This is a genomic window from Enterococcus sp. DIV0806c (genome assembly GCF_051710905.1).
In the GTDB taxonomy this organism is placed as follows: domain Bacteria; phylum Bacillota; class Bacilli; order Lactobacillales; family Enterococcaceae; genus Enterococcus_B; species Enterococcus_B mundtii.
The window spans coordinates 443,979-468,025 of sequence record NZ_JBIOLO010000001.1 but is presented as its reverse complement, the minus strand read 5'-3'; the positions used below and the strand labels follow the sequence as shown (position 1 = coordinate 468,025).

General features: G+C 39.8%; 21 protein-coding genes and 1 other annotated feature. Of the genes, 7 read left to right on the top strand and 14 right to left on the bottom strand.

All coding sequences use genetic code 11. From position 1 onward, the window contains the following. Positions 1–5: 5 nt before the first annotated feature. Both tdc and tyrS read right to left on the bottom strand, forming a co-directional pair. The gene (tdc, locus tag IGK77_RS02230; RefSeq protein ID WP_074800430.1) at positions 6–1,880 is read right to left on the bottom strand and encodes a tyrosine decarboxylase; all 1,875 of its coding nucleotides are present in this window, start codon (positions 1,878–1,880) and stop codon (positions 6–8) included. Between the two features lie 290 nt (positions 1,881–2,170). Next, a complete protein-coding gene (gene tyrS / locus IGK77_RS02225) occupies positions 2,171–3,427 on the bottom strand; it encodes a tyrosine--tRNA ligase (protein ID WP_010736393.1) in 1,257 nt (418 codons plus the stop codon). Between the two features lie 96 nt (positions 3,428–3,523). After that, positions 3,524–3,727, bottom strand: a binding site (T-box leader). A 316-nt stretch (positions 3,728–4,043) separates the two neighbouring features. Here tyrS and IGK77_RS02220 point away from each other — a divergent pair. Next, the gene (locus IGK77_RS02220) at positions 4,044–5,198 is read left to right on the top strand and encodes a hypothetical protein (RefSeq protein ID WP_074800435.1); all 1,155 of its coding nucleotides are present in this window, start codon (positions 4,044–4,046) and stop codon (positions 5,196–5,198) included. Between the two features lie 124 nt (positions 5,199–5,322). Here IGK77_RS02220 and dhaL read toward each other — a convergent pair whose 3' ends face one another. Genes dhaL through dhaM form a run of 3 tightly spaced genes read right to left on the bottom strand, consistent with a single transcriptional unit; the run spans position 5,323 to position 7,326 of the window. After that, complete coding sequence (dhaL, locus tag IGK77_RS02215) at positions 5,323–5,928, bottom strand: dihydroxyacetone kinase subunit DhaL (protein ID WP_074800552.1); 606 nt, start codon at positions 5,926–5,928, stop codon at positions 5,323–5,325. A gap of 14 nt (positions 5,929–5,942) precedes the next feature. Further along, positions 5,943–6,926, bottom strand: coding sequence for a dihydroxyacetone kinase subunit DhaK (gene dhaK, locus IGK77_RS02210; protein WP_074800438.1), 984 nt, complete (start codon positions 6,924–6,926; stop codon positions 5,943–5,945). Position 6,927: 1 nt separating this feature from the next. Further along, entirely contained in the window at positions 6,928–7,326 is a 399-nt protein-coding gene (dhaM, locus tag IGK77_RS02205) for a dihydroxyacetone kinase phosphoryl donor subunit DhaM (protein WP_074800441.1), read from the bottom strand. 193 nt (positions 7,327–7,519) lie between these two features. Between dhaM and IGK77_RS02200 the strand changes: the two genes are divergently transcribed. Then, on the top strand, positions 7,520–7,840 hold the full coding sequence (locus IGK77_RS02200; protein WP_019722737.1) for a heavy metal-binding domain-containing protein: 321 nt from the start codon (positions 7,520–7,522) through the stop codon (positions 7,838–7,840). Positions 7,841–7,914: 74 nt separating this feature from the next. On the opposite strand, the gene nagE is transcribed toward IGK77_RS02200, so the two are convergent. The 4 genes from nagE to IGK77_RS02180 all read right to left on the bottom strand — a co-directional run bounded on the left by nagE (position 7,915) and on the right by IGK77_RS02180 (position 13,177). Next, positions 7,915–9,909 carry an N-acetylglucosamine-specific PTS transporter subunit IIBC gene (nagE, locus tag IGK77_RS02195; RefSeq protein ID WP_074800444.1) on the bottom strand — a complete coding sequence of 665 codons (1,995 nt, stop codon included), beginning with the start codon at positions 9,907–9,909 and terminating at the stop codon, positions 7,915–7,917. A 269-nt stretch (positions 9,910–10,178) separates the two neighbouring features. Then, positions 10,179–10,961: a hypothetical protein gene (locus IGK77_RS02190; RefSeq protein WP_074800448.1), complete on the bottom strand. Its 783-nt coding sequence runs from the start codon at positions 10,959–10,961 to the stop codon at positions 10,179–10,181. Positions 10,962–11,200: 239 nt separating this feature from the next. Next, a complete protein-coding gene (locus tag IGK77_RS02185) occupies positions 11,201–12,856 on the bottom strand; it encodes an FAD-dependent oxidoreductase (RefSeq protein ID WP_074800451.1) in 1,656 nt (551 codons plus the stop codon). Between the two features lie 3 nt (positions 12,857–12,859). Beyond that, a complete protein-coding gene (locus IGK77_RS02180) occupies positions 12,860–13,177 on the bottom strand; it encodes a rhodanese-like domain-containing protein (RefSeq protein WP_176285325.1) in 318 nt (105 codons plus the stop codon). A 165-nt stretch (positions 13,178–13,342) separates the two neighbouring features. On the opposite strand from IGK77_RS02180, the gene IGK77_RS02175 reads away from it, so the two are divergent. After that, the gene (locus IGK77_RS02175; RefSeq protein WP_010736403.1) at positions 13,343–13,603 is read left to right on the top strand and encodes a metal-sensitive transcriptional regulator; all 261 of its coding nucleotides are present in this window, start codon (positions 13,343–13,345) and stop codon (positions 13,601–13,603) included. Positions 13,604–13,801: 198 nt separating this feature from the next. Here the strand turns inward: IGK77_RS02175 and IGK77_RS02170 are convergent, their stop codons facing one another. Further along, positions 13,802–14,617 carry a Cof-type HAD-IIB family hydrolase gene (locus IGK77_RS02170; RefSeq protein ID WP_074800454.1) on the bottom strand — a complete coding sequence of 272 codons (816 nt, stop codon included), beginning with the start codon at positions 14,615–14,617 and terminating at the stop codon, positions 13,802–13,804. A gap of 74 nt (positions 14,618–14,691) precedes the next feature. On the opposite strand from IGK77_RS02170, the gene IGK77_RS02165 reads away from it, so the two are divergent. Beyond that, positions 14,692–15,639: a LacI family DNA-binding transcriptional regulator gene (locus IGK77_RS02165; protein ID WP_074800555.1), complete on the top strand. Its 948-nt coding sequence runs from the start codon at positions 14,692–14,694 to the stop codon at positions 15,637–15,639. A 266-nt stretch (positions 15,640–15,905) separates the two neighbouring features. On the opposite strand, the gene IGK77_RS02160 is transcribed toward IGK77_RS02165, so the two are convergent. The 3 genes from IGK77_RS02160 to IGK77_RS02150 all read right to left on the bottom strand — a co-directional run bounded on the left by IGK77_RS02160 (position 15,906) and on the right by IGK77_RS02150 (position 19,241). Continuing rightward, positions 15,906–16,277 (bottom strand): DUF7006 family protein, encoded by a 372-nt coding sequence (locus IGK77_RS02160; protein ID WP_074800460.1) that lies wholly within the window; start codon positions 16,275–16,277, stop codon positions 15,906–15,908. A 373-nt stretch (positions 16,278–16,650) separates the two neighbouring features. Beyond that, on the bottom strand, positions 16,651–17,202 hold the full coding sequence (locus tag IGK77_RS02155; protein WP_019723866.1) for a CDP-alcohol phosphatidyltransferase family protein: 552 nt from the start codon (positions 17,200–17,202) through the stop codon (positions 16,651–16,653). Positions 17,203–17,321: 119 nt separating this feature from the next. After that, complete coding sequence (locus tag IGK77_RS02150) at positions 17,322–19,241, bottom strand: endonuclease MutS2 (protein WP_074800466.1); 1,920 nt, start codon at positions 19,239–19,241, stop codon at positions 17,322–17,324. 415 nt (positions 19,242–19,656) lie between these two features. Between IGK77_RS02150 and IGK77_RS02145 the strand changes: the two genes are divergently transcribed. Next, positions 19,657–20,034, top strand: coding sequence for a DUF1093 domain-containing protein (locus tag IGK77_RS02145; RefSeq protein ID WP_074800469.1), 378 nt, complete (start codon positions 19,657–19,659; stop codon positions 20,032–20,034). A 231-nt stretch (positions 20,035–20,265) separates the two neighbouring features. Here the strand turns inward: IGK77_RS02145 and IGK77_RS02140 are convergent, their stop codons facing one another. Further along, the gene (locus IGK77_RS02140; RefSeq protein WP_074800472.1) at positions 20,266–21,246 is read right to left on the bottom strand and encodes an AraC family transcriptional regulator; all 981 of its coding nucleotides are present in this window, start codon (positions 21,244–21,246) and stop codon (positions 20,266–20,268) included. Between the two features lie 122 nt (positions 21,247–21,368). On the opposite strand from IGK77_RS02140, the gene IGK77_RS02135 reads away from it, so the two are divergent. Together IGK77_RS02135 and rhaB are read left to right on the top strand one after the other, a co-directional pair. Beyond that, positions 21,369–22,547 (top strand): MFS transporter, encoded by a 1,179-nt coding sequence (locus IGK77_RS02135; protein ID WP_081355930.1) that lies wholly within the window; start codon positions 21,369–21,371, stop codon positions 22,545–22,547. A gap of 40 nt (positions 22,548–22,587) precedes the next feature. Then, on the top strand, positions 22,588–24,036 hold the full coding sequence (gene rhaB / locus IGK77_RS02130) for a rhamnulokinase (protein WP_074800475.1): 1,449 nt from the start codon (positions 22,588–22,590) through the stop codon (positions 24,034–24,036). Positions 24,037–24,047: the final 11 nt, after the last annotated feature.

Sequence of the window (24,047 nt, the reverse complement as noted above, 5' to 3'; positions counted from 1 at the left end):
TACGTTTATTTTGTTTCGTTTGCCACTAACTGATCTGCATAGATTTTTTCCAATTTACTTTGAAGCGCTGCTTTGATTTTTTCCGCATATTCTTCAAAATGTTCTGCTTTATTCATATACGGCGTCATGACACTGGCACGTAAGACTGTGACTTTTCCAGCACGTTCCCATTCTTCTTCTGTAAATCCTAATTGTTTTACAAATTGAAGTGGGCTATTGCCATAATCTGGAATTGCAAAGTCTGTATGAGATGTCAAGAATTCATTGCCATAGATGCTTCCTTTGACATAAGAAGAATAGTCATACACATCATGGTTCAACTGATTCATTGCTACCAGATCATCATTTCCTTTTTCTTTGAATACATAATCAACCATATTGAAATCTGGATAAGTCAATGGATGAACTTCGATTTCTTTATCTCCCACTTTGAAGGTTAAATTGTTCAAGAAGTGGAAGAAACGATGTGCGCCTTCAATCGATGCGCCCATCAATTTACCATAACCAGTCACATTAAGCGGTAGTACATGATGCGCTGCCCAAACACTTGCAGCAGTTGCTCCGGCTTTTGATCCTTCCAAAATATAGGCACCAAGCAACGCTGGGATATCTGCTCCTTTTTCAAATACATAGGTTGCAAAGTAAGAGATCACATCGCGCATACGGATGTCTTGGATCACGATACCTCCAGCAGAGTAAGGGACATAGCCCATTTTATGCGGATCGATCGTCACTGATTCTGCTTCTTCAATTGCTTGATATGCACGGTGTACTTCTTCTAAAAGATAATCTTTATTTTCTGTGAAGACATGATGTTTTGCGTGTACTTCTTTTAATTGATCAAATGGGATGAATTGATTGTTTTCATCAAGGAAGATCGCACGTCCGTAACCACCATAAGCAGCATCTACGTGTAGATAGAAATAAATCCCTTCTTTTTCTAGGACGCGACGTAATTCAACGATCTTGTCGATTTCATCGATTGCCCCTTCTTCTGTAGAACCAACGACACCAACGACACCTAAAACTGGTGTGTGTTCTGCTGCTAATTCACGGATGATTGTTTCAAGTTCCTTGATGTCCATGCGATAGTTGTGGTCGACTGGCACTGGAATCACTTGATCTAGGCCGACACCGATAATGTCTGCTGCTTTCAACCATGAATAGTGTTTTGTTTGTGGTACTAACCATTTACCTAATTGTTGTAGATGTTTTCCACTGCGTGCAGAATGTGCTTTGATCTCATCGATTTTTTCTGGCACTTGATCTAACAGATCAATGATTTCCCGAGTTGAAAGATTCATCAATTCCCAATCTGTCTTGCCTGAAACCAATTCAGGTGCCACTTCTTTCATCGCAAGTGGCAATGATTTGATGTTGCGCGCATACCAAAGACCTTCTAAGTTTGCTAATGAGCCATCTGCAACGATATGGCCCCAGCCATTTTTGTACCCCATCAATGTAGCAAATTCCATTCCGACTTCTTCTTCCATTTGACTTGTTGCTGGAGAAGATTCATATGCGACGTTATTTCCATTCCAGAGCATCGCAAAATTATAGGCTAATAATGATGGCATCAATGTTTCAGAGTTCATATGACCCCAATAACGACCTGCATTATGCCATGGGACAGAGTGTGTACGCATCCGCGTAGAGATTTCAGCTAACACATCTTTTGTTTTATTGATCGTGTGCGCGAAGCTTTCACTGCTTTTTTCTTCCGGCGTAATGATCGGCATATCTTGTGGCATATAATTTTGACGCCATCCTAAGTGTTCGTCCACTAATTCATTCAACAAAGCTTTATAGATTTGGCCATTCTCTGCTTTGTCTCCAATGAATAGTGCATTCAAATTTAAATCATTTCCCTTTGATTCCATTTGAAACCCTCCTAAAAAAAATTAATTAAATTTTGTCGAGGCTTAGATTACACCTGTTTTTTATTTCTGTAAATATCACTTTTTCTATTTTCCTCATTTCATTTTAATGTTTTTAATTGTTTGAATTGTTGGCACAATTGATAAAAATTAAAAAAAGGAGGGAATTTACAAATGTAAATTCTCTCCTCGTGATTGTATTAACGACAACCGGCGTAACTATTAGGATAAGTTTCAAAAATTGGAATTTTGTAATGGAATAGACCTTTTACAAGGTAAAAAATTACTAAATTCTAATCAACTACTTTGGCCAAAAAGTAGCGTTTTTTCCCTTTTCTGATCACTACGAATTTACCATCAAATTCTGTAGCTGGATCAATGACAAAATTTAAATCGGTTACGCGATCACCGTTAATACTTATAGCTCCGTTCGACACATCTTCACGCGCTTGACGTTTTGATGGCTCGATTTTTGTGGAAACAAGTAGTTCCACGATATTTTCAGGGGTACTTGAAATCTCTACATTCGGCATGTTTCCAAAGCCTTGTTCGATTTCTGACGCATTTAGTTCTTTGATATTTCCAGAGAACAATGCAGCTGTGATTTTTTGTGCTTCTTGTAAGTCTTCTTCGCTGTGGACAAAACGTGTCACTTCTTCTGCCAAACGGCGTTGTGCTTCACGTTTTTCAGGTTCTGTCTCCACTTTTTTCGCTAATTCATTGATTTCTTCTTGCGATAAGAAAGTAAAGAATTTCAAGTATTTCACAACATCCCGATCATCTTGATTCAACCAGAATTGGTAGAATTCGTAAGGGGATGTTTTTTCAGGGTCTAGCCAGATTGCACCACCGGCAGTTTTTCCGAACTTTGTTCCATCTGCTTTCAGCATCAATGGAATCGTCAACCCAAAGGCTTCCGCTTCTGGTCCTTCTAATTTACGGATCAGATCTAAACCAGCAGTGATATTTCCCCATTGGTCAGCTCCACCGATCTGTAATTGCACATCGTATGTTCTGTGTAAGTGCAAGAAGTCGATCGATTGCAAGATTTGGTAAGTAAATTCGGTAAATGAAATTCCGACTTCCAAACGACTTGCCACGATATCTTTCGCTAACATCGTATTGATGTTGAAGTTTTTTCCGTAGTCTCTTAAAAATTCTAATAAAGAAATATTTGATAACCAGTCATAGTTGTTCACAAATGTGATATTGGCATCTTTCCCAAAAAGTTTACGCATTTGGTTCGATAGTGCATCTACATTATGTTGGACTTGTTCCATCGTTTGTAAAACACGTTCGCTTGTCCGTCCACTTGGATCACCGATCGTTCCAGTTCCTCCACCAATCAGGATGTATGGATGATGCCCTGCTAATTGGAATCTTTTCATCATCATGAATGGGATCAAATGCCCAATATGCATCGAATCTCCTGTTGGATCGACACCACAGTAAAGCGAGATACTCTTTTCTTCAACAAGCTCGCGAAGTCTTTCTTCGTTGGTTTGTTGGTTAATGGCATCACGCCAAGTTAATTCATCAATAATATTCATAACATTTCCCTCCATATCTTTTTTTATGAAAGCAGGTCCCTGCCAGCATGTCATTTATTAACGGGCAGACAACAAAAAAATCCCTTGACAATCAAGTCAAGGGACGAAAATTCGCGGTACCACCCAAATTATATGTTTGTTTTCCAAACATATCTCTCTAACATTTAACGCTGTCGCGTGGCTTCATGCCATAGACTCCTAAAATGTAATTCGCGCTAAAGCATGTACTAGTTCACAGCAACCACTAGCTTTCTGAAACATTGGCTTTACCCACTACTTCGTTTTATTCATCGTCTAATTCCTTATTCATCTATCTCCTATCTTAGAACGCACTGTTTTTTTTGTCAACAAAAAAATTTTTCTTGATCAATCGAACAATAAAAAATAACGTCGCTTTTGAATCTTGAGATAGACGAAGCTTGATTGAATTGGATAAGCCTTTATTGATTCTACTGCTAGAATATTGAATCATTTACTGCTCGATCTGTTGAAAAATATTATTCATATTGCACGCACCAATTTTTCTTTAATTACATAATTGTCGTTACGTTAATAACTCAAACGGCTGTTATATTGTTATAGATAATAAAATTATTTTAGAAAGAAGGAATAAAAAATGAAATCGATGATTTTGAAAATTGCTTTATCTGCTAGTGCGATTTTATGTGCAGTATCATACTTGAACGTCTCTCAACCTGTTGGCGCTGAGGAAATACATCCAACAGCTGGCGAAACTGATTTCATTGGTGCTTTTGCCATTAGCGGGACAGATGTTACATTGGAAGTTGGTGAAGCCTCTAACGAGAATATTTTAACAGCTTCTCATGCCCGCATCACAAATTCAATTGGCGTAGAAGTCCCTCCAATCATCAAGTCAGCCAATGTACAAAACGCGCCAGGTGTCTATCGTGCAACAATTGGTACAACGATCATGTCTTCAGTAGAAAAAGAAATCACAGTCACTGTCGTCGATAACCTTGAAGACTGTCCGACTTATGGTATTTATCAATTAACTGCTGACGATGGAACGGTTCAGGTGGGGCAAGTAGATGAAACAGCAATCCTTCAAGCAACAAATGCGCAAGCGACGACTTCTAGCGGCTATCCAGTAGATGTCGTGATCAAGAAATCAAATATAGTGAGTGATACCCCTGGTACGTATCAAATCGTTTTAGGGATCAAAGAAGAACCAAAGATCCGCAAGACAGTCCAAGTCACAGTTACTAATGACGCAGGGAACGAGCAAGAAAGTCTTTACTTTGTCGACGCATCTGATGCTACTGTCTCGATCGACCAATTGGACGAACAAACGTTGATTGTCATGACTGATGCCAAGGTAACTGATATTTTAGGACATTCTTTGCCTGTAGAAATCAAACACTCCACAATCAAGTCTGAGCCAGGAAACTACACTGTTACATTCGGTCTCAAAGGAGACTCAAGTTTATTTACTAAAACTGTCAATCTTACCGTCACTTCAGATAACACTATTCCTTCTAGATTCTTTTTACAAGCATTCGATGCAACTGTCCAGTTAGGTCAAACGGATGACCTCTCGCTGATCCAAGCAACCGGCGCGAATGCAGTGACTCTCCTTGGTCAAAAGGCAAATGTTTACGTGAAGCATTCCTCGATTGAAGTAAACAAAACTGGCGAATTTGCCGTGACATTTGGCGTAACAGAAGATCCAAGAGTCGAAAAAACGGTTACAGTCTCAGTTGTTGATGAAATCAATCACCCGGAAGTGGGCGGGGGTATTGGGAATATCTAGCAAGTAACCACTTATCTTTCCTGAATTGGGATAAACGACAGAACAAAAAAAGGCGTCATCCACATAAGTTAACACTGTGGATGACGCTTTATTTGTCGAGGCTAGATACTTCTTTCCAACCTTTTTATATTTCGTCGATTATTTCTAATAACGTAGTAAACAAGATGGCACTAGATGCCGCACCAGGATCAATATGTCCGACTGAACGTTCACCTAAATAAGAAGCACGTCCTTTTTTCGCGACTAATCCTGCTGTGTGTTCTTTTGCCTGTTCAATTACTTCCTTCGTAAGATTTCCTGCGGTTAATGCGTCAGCCACAGGGAACCAAACATCTAACATGGTTTTATCTTCTTGTTCCGCTTTTCCTCTTGCTTGGATGCCGTTCGCTCCTTCACGGATGATTTCACCTAATTGTTCCTGTGAGTCGATCTGCTCTACTCCTTTTGTTGCTTTCATCAAATTCATAAACGCAGAACCGTAAAGAGGACCCGAGGCGCCTCCTACTTTGGAAATCATTGCCATAGAAAACATCTTGAAGGTATCACTGATAGTGTCAGGTGCCCCCTGTTGAAAAGATGCTTCATAGGCTGTCACACCTCTTCCCATATTATTCCCATGATCCCCATCGCCAATGGGGGTATCTAAATCACTTAGGTACGCTTTTTTCTCTTTGATCTCTTCAGCAAAGCGAGTCAGCCATGCTTGGATCTCTTTTACCGTCAACTTCATCTTTTCATCATCCTTTACCATGCAATCGTTTCTACGTGACTTGTTAAAGCTTCTTTCCAAGTGGTTTCTGTTAAGTCAACCATTGTTAACGATAGTCCCTGCATATCCAATGAAGTCATCAAATCACCAACTTTATGGAAAGTAACATCCACTTGTTCTTCACTCAACAACGTCAACACATCATTCATAAATACAAATTGTTCCATCAACGGTGTGCCGCCCATCCCATTCACTAAGACACCGACTTCTTTTGGTTTTTCAGTATACTCACTCAAAATTTTCGTGACTAATTCTTTCGCTAATAATTTAGAGGGTTGAAGTTTTTCTCGACGATAACCTGGTTCGCCATGGATCCCTACGCCGTATTCGATTTCATCTTCATTTAGGTCAAAGCCAGGCTTCCCTACTTCTGGGACAGTCGCAGCCCGTAATGCGACACCAATTGTTTTGGTCGCAGCAACTACTTGCTCTCCTAATTCCTTCAGTTGAGTCAAGCTCGCGCCATTTTTGGCAGCATCTCCTAAAATCTTATGAACCAGAATGGTCCCCGCTACGCCACGTTTTCCTGCCGTATACGTGCTGTTTTCTACCGCGATATCATCATCGACCACTACTTCTTCGACGTCAATTTCATCCATAGCAGCTAACTCTTTTGCCATTTCAAAATTCAATATATCTCCAGTATAGTTTTTGATGATCAATAACACACCTTTTCCTTGATCTGCTTCTTTGATCGCTAGTTGGATTTGATCAGGTGTCGGTGAGGTAAAAACATCCCCCAAAACTGCTGCACTTAACATGCCATCTCCGACAAAACCTGCGTGAGCTGGTTCATGTCCACTACCACCTCCAGAAACTAACCCGACTTGTTCGTTCAACTGATTTTTAGCAATTACACGAGAATCTGCTACACGATGTACTAGCTCTGGATAACTCTTTACGATTCCTTCTAGCATTTCTTCTACGATATTCCCTGGTTCATTCATGATTTTTTTCAATTTACAGCCACCCTTTCTTCCCTGCTTGTTGCGCTTCTTCTATGATTTGTTCGATATTGTCGGTTGTTCCTGCTGTAATAGCAGCCGCAAAGGCTCCTTCTACTAAGGGGGCGTCCACCAAGTAGTAGTTTTTTTTTTGGGCTTCCTCCAATAAATCTTTTGCCAATTCTGAATTCATCACTGCGCTACCAAGATCAGCAAAGACAAAATAAGCAGATGAATCGGCTGATTGATTGACGGCATCAACGATCTTCATCGGATCAGAACCGAGTTCTCCGTCTTCGATTCCGCCAAGTGATAATACTTCTACGTCATCCGTCTGTTGCATTTGTTCAATCATCTCTTTGATGCCGTCTGTGACCTTCTTACTATGAGAAAGCAATAAGATACTTTTCTTCAACGAATTCCCCTCCTTCAGTTTAGCACCCTTTTTGTAAGGGTTTTCTTGATTCTGTATTAAGTATATATCAACTCCTATGGGTAATGGAAATAATGCGATATACCGAACGATAGTTTTTTTATTCACGTGAAGATAAAGATAGGACTAAAAAGAGATATTTGCTATACTTTCCTTAAAGAAAGGAGTGATCAAAATGATCATTACAACAACAAATAGCGTAGAACATCAAGTCATTGAGTCTTATGAGGGAATTGTTTTTGGTGAAGTCATTACGGGGATCAACGTCTTAAAAGATTTGGGTGCAGGGATTCGTAACGTTTTTGGTGGACGCTCAAAAAGTTATGAAGGGGAATTATTAACAGCAAGAGAAGAAGCATTAGCTGAAATGGCGCAACGCGCAGAAGCACTTGGCGCAAATGCGATCATCGGGATGAAGATGGATTATGAAGTCTTAGGTTCAGATAATGGGATGTTGATGGTCACTTGTAGCGGGACGGCTGTTCGATTGATTTAACAAAAACGAAACAAAAAAACGAGTGAAGACCTGCCATATTTCTAGGGTCTCCACTCGTTTTTTTCACATACGCTTCACAATGACTGGACTTGTCCAATCACCTCATTTGCCTCAACCATCGCTCTTTTTTCTATGGTTAGACTTTCAACTTTCTCACTATTTGTAAATACAACGATCATATCTGTTTGTTTGCCTGCTTTTTCTAGCATCGCTAAGTCAACAACTGCCAATAATTGACCTCGTTCCACTCGTTGTGCTTGTTTGACATAAAGAGTGAAGGGTTCTCCTTGTAAATCAACGGTGTTGATTCCCATATGCACCAACACTTCAAGCCCATTGTCTGTTTCGATCCCCAGTGCATGTTTCGTCGGAAAAATACTAGTGATCGTTCCACTGATTGGTGCAAATATTTCTTTTGCTTCCGGCAGGACTGCATAGCCATCACCCATCATTTTTTCTGCAAAAACAGGATCACCGACTTCAGTGATCGGAATGATTTTACCGAGCGCCGGTGCATAGAGTTCAACTGTTTCCTTACTTGTCTTTGAAGCAGAAACCGGCACATCTGGGTGAGGAATTGATTGAGCGGTCTCTCGCTCTCCCTTACTACCTTGTTGGAGTTTCGTCATTTCGTCTGCCACAAATTGGACCTGTGTACCTACAATGACTTGGATATTTGTTTGATCAATTACTTTTACCCCTGGGACGCCAGTTTGTTTAATCGCTTCTTGATTTACTTTTGCTGTGTCTTTTACCTGTAGACGCAAACGTGTCGTACAATTATCGATTGCTTTTACATTTTCTTTTCCACCTAGTGCATCATAGATCACCGCAGCTAGTTGGCTAAATTCATTAGTTCCCGTAGCAATATCAGGTGTCTCTTCGCCAATTTCTGTTTCTCTTCCTGGCGTCATCAAATTGAACTTGTTGATGGCAAAGCGGAAGCCAAAATAATAGATAGCTGCAAAAAATACTCCTTGAACAAGCAACATCAATGGTTGATTGGCGACTGGATTCTGCAACGACAAAAAGTAATCCACAAAACCAGCGCTAAAAGCAAAACCAGCTGTCCAATGGAAAAAGGCACTGATTGCTAATGAAATTCCTGTAAAAATGGCATGGATAACATACAACGGCCACGCCACAAACATAAATGAAAATTCTAATGGTTCAGTCACACCTGTAAAGAACGCAGCAAAACCAGCTGCTAGCATCAAGGAAGCGACTTGTTTTTTCTTTTCTGGACGTGCACTTTGATAAATAGCAAAGGCCCCAGCAGGTAAACCGAACATCATGACTGGGAAAAAACCAGCTTGATACATACCGGTTTGTCCAATTATTGCTTTTCCACTATCTAACGCTTGTTGTCCAGCTAAAAAGTTCCCAATATCATTGATACCTGCCACATCGAACCAAAAAACAGAATTCAATGCATGATGTAAGCCTGTTGGAATCAATAAACGATTAAAGAAACCGTATAGCCCTGCACCGACAAACCCTAATTGAGAAATCCCCTTCCCAAAGGAAACCAGCACATCATAAACAGTTGGCCAAATAAATAATAATATCGCAGAAATAACCAACATGCTCAAGGCAGACATGATCGGAACTAAGCGTTTCCCACTAAAAAATGATAAGGCCATAGGTAATTTCACTTGGCTAAACCGATTATACATCGCAGCAGCGACTAATCCTGCCACGATTCCAACAAATACATTGTTATCCATTGTATTGAAAGCCGGATTGACTTCAGTGAGATCTCCCAGATGCAATAATCCTTGTACTGAATCCGCAGATAAAACGGTTTGAGGGATCAAGTAAGCGACCAATCCTGCCAAAGCAGCTGATCCATCTTTGTCTTTTGACATTCCCAATGCCAAACCCACCGCAAACAATAAGGCAAGATGGTTAAGAATCGCTAGCCCCGCATTCATTAAGAAGGTCGTTCCCGCATTACTGATGCCTACTCCTACGAACCAATTCGCAAGACCAACCAGTAAAGAAGCCGCTGGTAAGACTGCTACTGGCAACATCAATGAGCGACCCATTCGTTGCATATATGCTTTCATTCTTTCCACTCCTATTTTCTCTCCGCTCGTGAAAGAGCGTTTATCGTTATTTTTGTAAATTTTCTAGAAAATATCTAAAAACAATAAAACGAGTATACCATTTATCCAAAAAAATAGGAAGCATTGATTGAATACATTCAAAAAACCAGTAAAAACAACGAAAACGAACGAAAAAATCTATTATTCGACTATTTATTTTTCAAAATAAATATAGACCAATAATCAATCCGTTGTTTTCAAACAACAAAAAAGAGTTTGAGATGTCACTCTCAAACTCTTTTTTGATACACAGCACCGACAAAAACAACCAGCAAGCACAAGCTACCGATCACTGACAAATAAATTGACCGACGATCGGTCGTTTTTGGTAATGTCTTCGTGGGTTGTTCTGCCACTACTTTTGTTTCTGTTTCAGTAACTGTCCCCGCTTCTACCGACCGTTTTCCAACGGAATGTAAGGTCGCCTTGATTCTTTCGATACTGGCAGACAAATCTGCTTTTCTTGCTTCGAAATCGGCCATTGCCGCTTGAGCTTCTGCTGCTTTTTCATGGATTTCCGTACGAGCTGCTTGAATATCCGCTTGTGTCTGATCCACTGACGCAACAGTAGACGTTGCTAAATCTTGCAATTCCGTTTGTACTTCGGTTGCCCGTTGGGTCGCAGATGCTATTTTTTGTTTTGCTAATTCGGCTTTTTCTCGCTCTTCAGCTATTTTCTCAGCTAACTCATCGCGATCACTCGCTGCTTGATTTGCTAAATCGTTCATTGTTTGATCGATTTCCCTTTGTTTTTCGATAAGTTGTTGTTTCGCTTGTTCCAACGTATCTTCCACTTCTTTACGTTGTTGCTCCAACTTCTCCCAGCGAGTCGAATCTGATGGATCAGTTTCGTTAAGAGGTGTATGTGACGACTCTAGTGGCTCCTGACTCTCCTGGATCTGTGACTCACTGGTTTCTGATGCTGGTTGACTTGAATCTGCCCGGACTGTCTGACAAAGAAAGAAACTGCTGGCGATCAGTGCAGCAAAAAGTACTTTTTTTATTTTGTGCATCTCTGCCATCCCCTTTCATTTTCACTAGTTGTTCATTATAGAAAAAAACTGAGGAATCGCCTATAAACAATTGACGTATTCTGTCTAGTTGTATCGATGAAAGGTTGGAGTTTTGACATTCGTCAGCTCCTATCCTTCAAAAAACAGCCTAAAAAAGCGCCCCAAGTTCTAAAAATAGAAAAACGATCATCCAAGCTTACTACTTCCCTTACAAATCTAATCGGTTACATCCTCAAGTTCTACCCTTGAGGATAGCATAATTCATCTGGTCTGACGGCTTGGTACAAAGAAAAAGCGCCATCTAAATTTTTCACAGTGAATCCCGCTTGTTTCAAGATTCTTTCTGCTAAGTAGCTACGTAATCCACTATGACAACTGACGATATATTCTTGTTCTTTATCCAATTCGTCCAATCGTTGACGCAATTCAGATAAAGGGATATGGCTAGCTTTTGGGAAATAACCTTTTTGCAATTCTTCCTTATTCCGAACATCAAGCAATTGTTTCCCATGTGCTAATTCTTCTGGCAATTCATGCCACTGTATCATCTCACTCAATCCTTCGATGACATTCATCGCAATATAACCTAGCATATTTACTGGATCTTTCGCTGAACCAAAAGGCGGTGCATAAGTCAGTTCTAACTCTGGCAGGTCGAAGACTGTCAAATGCCCTTTAATGGCTGTCGCAAGAATATCGATTCGTTTATCTACTCCTTTTTGACCGATTCCTTGAGCTCCATAGATTTCCCCAGTTTCCGGATGGAAGATCAATTTCAACAACAAGTCCGTTGCACCAGGGTAATAGCCAGCATGATCTTTACCTGAAGCATGGAGGACTTGAAAAGATAAACCTGCTTTTTTTGCTTGTCGTTCTGTGATACCTGTGGAGGCAGCTGTCTGACCAAATGCTCGAACAATAGCCGTTCCAAGGCTGCCTTGATTCAGGCGTGGCCGCCCAGCCATGTTATCAGCAGCTTGTCGTCCTTGTCGATTCGCAGGCGAAGCTAAAGAAATCAATGCAGGTTCCTTCGTGATTTGATGTTTCACGACAATCGCATCTCCTACTGCAAAGATGACCGGATCACTCGTTTGATAATGCTCATCCACAACGATACCGCCACGTAATCCCAACGTTAAACCTGCCATCTCAGCTAAGCGACTATCTGGTTGGACCCCCACCGAAAGAATCGTCAAATCTGACTCTAACATTTCGCCATTTTCTAGACGAAGCATGTTTCCTTGTTCTTCAAAACTAGTAACAGCACAATTTGTTAAAACTTGAACATCATTATTTTCTAATTCTTTTTGTATAAAAGAAGCCATCTCTTCATCCAACGTCGGTACGACTTGCGGAGTCCGTTCGACGATCGTTACATCCAATCCACGTTTTTTTAGATTTTCTGCTACTTCGATCCCAATAAAACCGGCGCCAATAACTACTGCTTTACGAGGTTGTTCCTCTAATTTTTCCATGATAGCATCAACATCTGGAACATTTCTCACAGTAAATACATTTTTTGCCTCAGACAAGCCTGTGATCTCAGGTATAAAGGGTTTAGCTCCTGGAGAAAGCAAAAGGGCATCATACGTTTCTTTGCGAGATTCCCCTCCATGAGAAACTTCCACTTCTTTTGTTTCTGGAAAAATCGCTGTGACTTCATGCTCCACTCGAACGTCCAAACGAAAGCGTGCAGCTAAACTTTCAGGTGTTTGGATCAAGAGCTTTTCTCTTTCATCGATTTCACCAGAAAGATAGTAAGGGAGGCCACAATTAGCAAAAGAAACATTGGGCCCTTTTTCAAAAACAATGATTTCTGCATCTTCTTGCAGTCGTCTTAAACGAGTGGCCGCAGACATCCCTCCAGCAACACCGCCAATTATCACAAATTTCATTTTTTATCTCCCTCCAATCTTTTCCCCAAACCATTGATTCATCCCGCCACGGATATTGATCGCCTGATAACCAAGATTTTTTAATTCTTTCGTTGCTTGCTTACTACGCATTCCTGACTGACAAATAACGTATACTGGTGCTTGTTTATCCCCATTATACGTACTAATACGGTGTAAAGGAATATTTTCCGCTTGCTTAATATGCCCGCCTCGGTATTCAGCTGGTGTTCTAACATCGATCAATTGGATGTTTTCTTTTAATTTATCTTGCAAATCCTTTACTGTTATTGATTGACTAAGTTGAAATAATCCCATGTTCATTCTCTCCTCTTTTTTTAGAAAAATATACCTGCTGGGGTATATTCAACACGATAAATGTGATTATGTCAACCATTAAAACTTTTAATTTCAAAAAGTTGCAGTTTTCATTTGCAAATAATACCTATATAGGGTATTATTTGCAAAAAAAGAGTGGGAGGTTCTATGATGACTATTGACAACAAAACAATTCTAAATCGCTTGAGACGTACAGAAGGACAAATTCGTGGTATCCAAAAAATGATTGACGAGGAAAAAGAGTGCATGGATATCATTACGCAATTAAGCGCTGTTCGTTCAAGTATTGATCGTGTCATGGGGATGATCGTTGCCGAAAATTTAAAAAACTGCTTGGAGCATCCAGAAAACAGTGTGGAGGAACAAGCAAAAAAAATGGAACAAGCCATCAATATGATCATCAAAAAATAAACACAGACCTTAAAAAATCAGTACCACAAGTGTCTGGAACAATAACCCTCTTGCACCACCTAAAACCAAATCAACGGCTGGAACAAAAGTAACCTCTTCAAAAAATAAGGCGTCATCCACAAAAATTTAAAAAACAATTTTCGTGGATGACGCCTTATTTCTTATAGCTCAATGTTTCGGTAATTTATCACCACTAAGTTACGTATATTTCTCTTCTACAATTGCTTGGATCGTATCGAGTACAGCCTCTGTATTATTTGATCCTATAATCGTCGTAGCTGCTTCTTTGATCTTGGGCTGTCCATTTTCCATAGCAAAACTGTGCTTGATCTGTTGGATCATTTCAAAGTCATTCCCGCTATCGCCAAACGTAGCAATCTCATCATCACTGATCCCCCATTTTTTGCCTAACAATCGTAACCCGTTTAATTTGTGAACACCAGGGATGATCAAATCGATATCTCCATGACCACTAGAGACCGGTATCAATCCCTCTCCTAAAGAATTTTTTAAGGCTGTTAGTTTTTCTACCGCTTCTTGCTCATCGAAGGATAAAGCAAACTTGAAAATCGTTTCTTCTCCCTTAGCTAACGTATACAGGTCTTCTACCTTTTCAAGCTTAGGGTAATAAAAACTTGCACGTTCAAACAACTCCTTAGAAACCGTATTAGAGAGATAGGCACTCTGTTTCCCACATAAGATCAAGTTCATGGGCGCTAACTCTTCCAATACATCTAATGTCTGAACGATTTTTTCAGGACGTAATTCTGCATTGTACACATGGTCTTCACCAATTAAAATATTTGCCCCATTTTCTGCTACGAATGCTATACTTTTATAAAGATCAGGGAAGAATGAACGCAACTGGAAATATTGATTTCCACTTGCTACAACAAACTTTATTCCTTTTTCCTGTAGTAAGTCAAAAAGTTTCTTAAAGCGTTCCTCATTGTATTTCTTTTGATCATTCAAAAATGTACCATCCATATCTACAGCGATCATTTTGATTGTCATTCCATTACCACCTTTCAAAAGAAAGTATACCTACTGGGACGCGTCCCAAGTCAAGAGAAAAGGAGGAAAATCCCATCGTTACGATTCGAGAGATCGCAAAAATGTCAGGAGTATCCAAATCTACCGTTTCCAGAGTGATAAATAACGATCGTTACGTGTCCGATGCTTTACGAAAAAAAGTTCAATCCGTTATTGAAGAGACGAACTATGTGGTGAACGGTAATGCTGTAAAATTGAGTAAAGGAGAAACCTATACTTTAGGTGTTACCTTGCCTAACAACAGTTCTTGTTATAATCAATTGGTGGACAGTATCTTGTATCAGGCAAAAAGTAAAGGGTATCAAGTATTATTACTCCCTACTTATTATGAAAAGGAGACGGAGAATCACTATTACACACTACTAGAGCAAAAAATGATCGACGGTCTTATTCTAACGTCACGAACAAAAAATGATGAGCTACTTGAACCTCTTCGCTTCAAAGGAAAAATCGTTTCAACTGAAAAGATGGACAATGACGACCTTGCCATGATTTATCCAGATCGAAAAAAAGCGTATGATCAATTGTTCCTTACCCTGCATGCTCGTGGTATTTCCAGGGTCATCTTTACCACTAAACGCAGTGCCTCACAAAGCCAGACCACAAAAAACAAATTAACTGCTTATGAAACGTATTTTGGAAAGGCGATTGAAGGAAAAAACTATTTCACTGGTATCGAAACCTATGCAGATGGCTATGCGTTCGCAATAGAGATTACAACTCACGCCTCTATTCCAGAGGTAATCTATGTCAATGGCGATGATACAGCAGCCGGTGTAATTTCAGGAATGAAACAGGCAGGATTCATTCATAAAAAAGATTTCACTGTCATAGGTGAAGGAAATCTACCATATAGTGAGATATTAGCCTTTTCGACTATTGATTTCTCCCCTAAAAAAATCGGCGCCTCCGCAGTAGATTTTCTCTTATCCCAGAGTGACAGGATCGTGCAAGCAGAAGATCCAGTAATTATTTGGCGATAATGTGAAGTAGCTCCTTCAGAAATAAGCGTGAGACCTCAAAAATTCCAAGAGGAATTTTCTGGGTTTCACGCTTATTTCTCAGAGATGAACACTTAGGTCACAGCTTTTCTGTATATTAAAATCTAATCCATACTAGAATACATGATAATTATCACAAGAATAGGACAAAAGAGATGTTCTACTAGACAAACAGTCGCTGATCATATGTATTAAAAACTATGTCGAACCTTTTCCCTTGATAGAGAAATAGCTGTAAAATTGACTAGCTATTTTTCACTCAGATAGATCAATCCGCGTGGAATAGGATCTTTCTTCGTTAACCCAATCCGTTCTCTATAAAAAGAGAAGCTATCTCTCTTGATCATTTCAATGATTTTCTCTTCATTCATTTCTAATTTCAACGATTCGATACATTCCGCCATTTCGTAAAGTATCTGTAACTGCGCATCGATCCCTAACAGCTCTTGTAATTGCTCAAACACTGGTCCGTCCTTTTGAGAGACGACCTCTAAAAAACGATGATGAAGTTCTTTGTAAAAAGAAGCTAAAAGTGGATAGTTGATGGAAAAACAGTCTTCCATAAATTCTCTATAATGTTTTAAGTATTCTTCGCTAGATTGAATATTCGATAGATTCATAAATTACCTCTCCTTCTGATTATTGATAGTAAAACCTAAAATATGTACTTGCGACTGATTGAATCGACCTTATTTTTTGTGAACTACCTGCTTCTCGAATAGATTATAATAAAATCATATAGTCTTCTCTGTGTAATTTCAACTTCACATATTGCCTAACTCCTTGAAATATTTACTCTTGAATCATTGCTACGTCTATGCTTTGGCCTATTACCAGCTATTTTTTTGCATTAAGTTCGCTTTTTCTATCTTAAACTAAAAAAAATCAATCTCAGCCAGTTTTGACTTCGATTGATTTTCGATAAATTCTTCACATAAATTGCAACGGTGCTCTTCTCATTCGCTGTGACAACAATAAGATACACCAATCTACCTAGCGCTTCAGTAGTTTACGATACTCCAAAGCATATAAAACAAAGGACTGAGCCAGACTGTAGGTAATGATTGCAAATATCACCATGACCCATCCTTCAGGAATCGCCGGGAAAAGTAACAGCAGGATCATCCCTACATAAATCACAGCTGTCGCCCATTTACCATACCACTTTGCTCCATCTAATTTGACCTGTTTACGCAAAGCAACGATCCCAGCAATCAGCATAAATGCTTCTTTCACAATAAATAAAGCTAAAACGAGCCAGATATACGGACGTTCCCATGCCATGGAGATGATCAAGACCAATTGGGTCAACTTATCACCGATTGGATCAAGAACTTTTCCAAGTTCGGTGATCTGATTGAATCTTCGGGCGATGTATCCATCTAAAAAGTCTGTGACTCCTGAAAAGAGGATGATCGATCCAGCCAGATAGAAAGCTTGCTTACTCATAAAATACAAATAAAAAGGCAATAAAAGAATTCTTATAATCGATAGTAGATTCGGAATCGTGCGAATTTCTTTTCGCCAATCAGATGCTCCATTCATTACTTAACAACTCCCAAAATGTCATTTCATCTATTTTACCGTACTTTCCACGTGGAACCAATTAATTGTCGGTTTTTATTGCGAGCTCTTCCAATCCTTCGTATGCCATTGTTAATCTGTTATTCTTTTTTTTCGGCGTTTTCATTTCGCGCAGCCTGACGCTGACGGGTTTCTTTCAATAATTTTTTGTGGGCTTTTTTTGAGCCTCGTTCGATATCTCGTTCCCATTTTCTCGTTTTAAAATCTGTAAATAGATGATCGATCTCATAGCCTACAGGATAAAGTTCTTCTGCTCTCATTTTTAAAAGGACACGCTGTCGAAGGACGGTTTCTTTTTGGTTATCGACAAAAATCACGATCGTCTCTTCTCCAGTATCTTCAAAGACTAATGCTTCTTTTTTGTATTGGGTGGCATATACCCGGTCCCCTTTTGAAAATAAAACCTTTTCTTCATTCTTGACCTCTTGCTTCTTCACTTGTTGTTTGAATAAGCGTTTTTCACTTGAATAGTCTTTCGTAGAAAGATACTGCTGAGCTTGTTGGATCAAGTCCTCTGACATTTGCATTTTTTTAGCGATCCACAATGCTTGGCTTTCCCCTGTTTTCCCTACCTGTAATTGATACTTTGGTTGTAAGGCTTCTCGGTCAAAGGCCATCGCTGCTGGCACGAAATCTTCATGTCGTTCCGCAAACTCTTTAATTTCTCCGTAATGGGTCGTCGCCACCATCAACGCCCCTTTTTCGTACATCGCAGACATGATGGCAATTGCTAAAGCTGCCCCTTCTGTTGGTTCTGTCCCACTACCGATCTCATCAAGTAAAACTAGGGTATTTCTACCCACTTTATTCAAAATCTGTGCGATATTTTGCATATGCCCAGAAAAAGTACTCAATGCATTCGCTAAATCTTGTTGGTCACCGACATCGACAAAGACTTCGTCGAATACGGCAAGCTCTGTCCCATCTTTTGCTGGTACTTGCAGACCAAACATGGCCATCAACGTCAGCAATCCGATTGTTTTCAAAACAACTGTTTTCCCACCCGCATTTGCACCTGTGATCACTAATCCACGATATTCTACACCCAAATCAAAATCTAAGGGAACAGCTTTTTCTGATAACAGTGGATGTCTCGCTTGTTTCAGATGGATGCGTTCTGATTTATTGACGATAGGTGTGATGCCATTGATCTCTCTACTGTATTTCCCACGTGCGAAAATAATATCAAAAACGGTGACCGTCTCGATGATTTGATCGATTGCCTGTTCATTTTCAGCTAATGCGCCAGTCAAGCTAGCTAAAATCTGATATTCTTCAGCAATTTCCTCTGCTTTTAATAATTGATGTTGTGCACTTGCTTTAGCAACTGCTGTTGGTTCGATAAATACCGTCGTGCCTTTATTCGACTGCTCAATGATCGTTCCGGCTACTTTATTTTTATAACTCGCTTTGATTGGGATCGTTGCATGTTCACCCTTTTGAACGATCATCGCTTCTTGGATCATCTCTTTATTCCCAGGATGTCGCAAGAATTTTAGCAAACGATCTTGAATCTCTTTTTCTACCGTTTGGATCTGTTTGCGTACTTTACGCAGATTTTTCGATGCGTCATCTGCGACTTGTTGGTTCTTGATTTGTTCGTAAACTAAGTCCTCCACCGCTTGCAGATCCGGTAGATTTTTACTGTACGCATACAGTAATGGCGTTTGATATTGGTTTTTTTCAAAGAAGCGAGTGATCATTCGACTGCTTCTTAAAAAATCGGCGTATTCCATCAATTCAGCGGGGGTTAAGATCAAGCCTTTTTTCACTTGGTCAGTTAATGCCACAATTCTTGTCAGCCCCATAAAGGGCACGTGCTGGCTACTTTCTAAAATCGTACGGGCTTCTTTCGTTTCTGTTTGTCTTGTTTTTACGGTCTGAAGATTTGTCGGGATCGACATTTCTGCCAGACGTTCTTTCGTATGATCTCCGATTGCTCGGGCAATCACTTCTTTTCTGATTTGTTCAAATTGTAATTGTTTGATTGTATGATTCATATTCTCTCCTTTTCTTGAAGAGATACCTGTCCCCAAAATAAATAAAGACCTAAAATAGAATAAAAGGGCAGGACACAGCTAAAATAAGACATGTCCTCCCCTTGATTTGATTACAAGAAATGTTTCAGACAGGTACCATCTATAAGCACACCAAATAAGCCTACTGCTTTATTGGTTATTCAACTTACTCGATTAGATACCTACTACACTCATCAAAATACCTCGTTCATCTAGGTTTTATTTATTTTTCCTTTTTACTATAGCAAGCGGTTGCCAGAATGTCAAACGAATACTAAACCACCTGAATTGTGCTCTTTTGCACAACATTTCAAAATTGTCACGTTTTTCGATTTTCAAACGATGAGTAAATCGGCGATAATCTTGATAATCAAGTAAATAGAAAAGGATGGATAAGATGAAAAAATTGGTTGGAGCTATTGCTCTTTTACTGTTATTGTTTGGTGGCTACAAAGGGTATGAATATTACGATCAGACCTACAAAAGTCAAGTAGCTTATGCAAAAGTACCAGAAGCAGTGCCACCATTGACTGATACACTGGATGGCAGCGGTGAAAAAGTTCGGGGGTTGAAGTCGTATGACTATGACTTGAACTTTGTGACTAAAGATGGCAAAACGATCCAGTTAGGTTACACGATCTCCTCAGAAAATCCAACGCCATTCGAACCAAATAGTTATGTCAAAGCAGAAGTAAGTCAAAAACGAGTGACCTCTGGACCCACGGCGATCGATGAAAACCAAGTTCCAGAAGATGTTTTAACTAAGTTGAAATAAGTAGCTTCTAGCAAATGAAAAAAGTCAAACGCAATCTAAGAGCGGGACCTTAATCCTCTCGTACCACCCAAAACCAAATAATCGGCGAGAACAGAAGGAATCTCTTCGGAAAATAAGGCGCCATCCACAAAAATTTGAAAAACAATTTTCGTGGATGGGCCTTATTTCTCGAGGAAAAATGATTCAGCCCCGGCCTCTTCGCAGTTGGCTTTGTATGTATAAATAACTATTTCAGCGTCGTTTGCGAACGGCGATCGGCGTATCCCCAAAGTATTCTCGATACTTTTTATAAAAATGGGTCTTATTGGAAAACCCTACACTGGTTGCAATCTCCTCGATCGAAAAGCGAGTAGATAAAATCAAATCATGTGCTTCATGTAATCGTTGGTTCGTAATCAATTGTTTGAAGGATTTCCCTGTCTGCTGCTTGATTAAATTAGATAGATAATTCGGATTATACCCTAACTCATCTGCCAATGTTTTTAGGTTCAATGTTCGATAATCACTTTCGATCCGTTGCAGAATTTTGATCATCAAGTTGCTTTGTCCATCTTTTTTGTATATTTTTGCTAATTGTGAGTGATAGACTCTAGAAAGCTGTAAAAATAATACTTGTGAAAAAGCGTTCATGATTTCATTCCCTAGATGTTTTTTTGAAAAGTATTCGAGGATCATCTGATCCAACGTGACTTGGATCTCTGGTTCTTTTGCTAAGTGTAACAAAAGATGTGTTTCATTATAACCGGGTTCTAAAATGGCATTCATTAAAAAATTATAGGTCAATCCCCCACTGCGATTATCGATTTTTTTCAGAAGATTGATGTTGATATCATTTGTTTTGAATAAGAAATTCAACAAAATATCTTTTTCACCCAAAGGCATTAATTCATGGCGACTATTTGTATCTAAAAGTAATAATTGTCCTTCTTTCAAAGTGATTGGCAGACCGTTGACGATCTGTTCTGAAGTACCGCAATACATATAATTGAATTCTAAAAAATGGTGGGAATGTAGTGGATAATGAGCGAAGCGGCGATGTTGGCGAATCAAAATATTATTTTCTTGAAAAAGATGGTGATCGTCTAATTTGAATTGCTGGTCTTGTTCGTCTAAGTTTTCTCCTTCAAATTCCTTGATCCATTGCCCCGTCTTTCGCTGTTCTAACTCTTCGGGTGTATACGGCAGAAAGATCTTTTGTACAAACGGATTCATAGCTTTACTCCCCCTTGATATGTAAATTTGACACCAATATAGTAACATACTGACATTGTTGTGAAAAGGGTTACAAGATATGATGAGTGCAACAAATACATCTTCATCTGGAGGAACAAGCTATGAGAAAGACTTGGTTGATGAAACTGTCGCTGTTATCCATTTCTTTAGTTTTAACGTCAAATACTGCTATTGCATCCGCTTTACCGATGATGTTAGGCTACTTCAATGATCAATCCGCTTCATCCGTCGAGCTACTGATGACCATCCCTCAACTGACTGTCGTTATTTTCATTGCTTTGAGCAGTTTGATCGCAAAAACCATCGGACAGAAAAAAACTGTCTTACTTGGATTATTGCTGGCTGGAGTTGCTGGCGTGTTACCCGTCTTCACCGCCAATTTCTATTTGCTGATGATCTCCCGCGCTGCATTAGGCGCCGGCTTTGGTCTCTTCAATTCTTTGGCAGTTAGTATGATCAGCGAATTTTTTGAAGGTGAAGAAGCAGCCACATTGATTGGCTTTCAATCCGCCTTTCAAGGTTTAGGGGCTGCAGTCATGACCTTCACTGCCGGACGTCTCCTCACTTTTGGCTGGCAAAAAGCATTCTTAGTTTACTTGATCACCATTCCAATCATCTTCTTATTTATGGCTTTCGTCCCTGAACCACCCAAGAAAAAAGAGAATACCACTTCTAAAAAAGAAGTATCAACAAAAGGGACACTCCGTCCTACCACTGTCATGTATGGCATTTTGATTTTCTTTCTCTGCATTTTCTACATGATCGTTGTCGTCAAGCTTTCGACTTTCATCGTGACTGAAAATCTAGGAACAGAATCAGATGCCGGAACGCTTCTTTCTTTTATGCAGATTGCTAACATGGTTGCTGGTTTCTTATTCGGGTTGATTTACAAAGGATTGAAACGCTGGACGTTGCCTATTTCTTTTTTCATCATGGCAGCAAGCTTGTTCCTCATCTTGACAGCCAATCATTTATTTATGATCGGTATAGGGGCTGCACTGAACGGTATCGCCTTCGCTTTGTTCGTTCCTTACATCTTTAATGATGCCACTCGTTCAGTCCCACAGGCAGCAAAAGCAAGTACCACTTCCTTTATTCTCGTTCTAGCAAACATCGGTAATTTTGTTTCACCCTACGGACATCAGCTTTTGGAAAGATTCGGTATCGGTTCTGATGCTTTACAAAATATTTTTATCAATGGCTGCATTTTGATGACCATTTTAGGTATTCTTTTTCTTCTCCTTACTTTTAAAAAGAAGCCACTCCCAAATGAAGTCTAGTTTTCATTGATACAAGCAAAAACAAATTGGAGGAATTTTGATGAATTATCTTGCTATCGACATTGGCGCTTCAAGTGGTCGTTTGATTCATGCCAATCTTAATGAATTAGGCCGTTTTGACTTACAGGAAGTCCATCGCTTCAAAAATGGGTTTGAAAAAATCGCTGGTGTCGCAAAGTGGCCGCTCACACATCTAGTCACTGAAATCTTAAAAGGTTTGGAAAAAGCAAAGCAACAAGGCATCACAGAATGTTATGTCGGCATCGATACGTGGGGTGTCGATTATGGCTTGCTTGATGCTGATGGTCATTTGATCGACGCCCCGACGAGCTATCGTGATGAACGCACGAAAGATGCCATCTCACAATTTGAACAAAGCATGCCACTAGATGAACTTTACCAAAAAACAGGTATCCAACTGCAACCTTTCAACACGGTGTTTCAATTACTTGCTGAAAAAAAAGAAACTTTAGCAAATGCCCATCGCTTATTATTGATGCCTGATTTACTCGGTTACCTCTTCACTGGAGAAGCAGTCACTGAAAAGACTAATGCATCTACTATGCAACTTCTGAACTTAGAAACTCGGAAATGGGACCCTGATATTTTAGCTGTTCTAGGCATCGACGCGACCCTTTTTCCACGAATCACCGAACCCGGACAGATTCTAGGCGAATTACAAACCACCCAATTCCCGACCTATGATCTGCCAAAAGCGACCTTCATCACGATTGCTTCTCACGACACTGCTTCAGCAGTCGTCGGCACACCCGCGACTGGCAAAGATTGGGCATACATCAGTTCTGGCACTTGGTCATTGATGGGCGTGGAGATTCCTGAAGGGATTTCTACAAAAGAAGCTTTTGATGCTAATTTTACAAATGAATGGGGCGTTCAAGGAACCATTCGCTTCTTAAAAAATATCATGGGGATGTGGTTGATCCAAGAAGTTGCTCGTTTGCAAGAGGGTGCCTACAGTTTTGCTGAATTGGCAGAAATGGCCGCACAAGAAGCGCCTTTCCAACAACTGATCAATGTCAACGACCCACGTTTCTTGAATCCCAAAAATATGATTCAAGAATTACAAGATTATTGTAAAGAAACAAACCAATCTATCCCTCAAACCCCTGGTCAGCTGGCTCGCTGTATCTATGACAATTTAGCTCTATGCTACGCTGTCGAACTAGAGAACTTAGCACGGATCACCGGAAAAGAATTTCATCATTTACACATCGTCGGTGGGGGTTCAAACAATACCTTCCTTAATCAGCTGACAGCCGATATTTGCAATATCGAAGTCGAAGCAGGACCAGATGAAGCGACCGCTATTGGGAATCTAATGGTCCAAATGATTGCGACGAATGGCTACGGTACGTTGCAACTGGCGCGTGAAGCAATCAGAGATTCCGTTTCATTAGCCACTTTTCACCCTCGACATACCGAGGAAATGACACAAGCACTTGCTAGATACAAAGAATTTTTAATATAAAAGGAGAGATT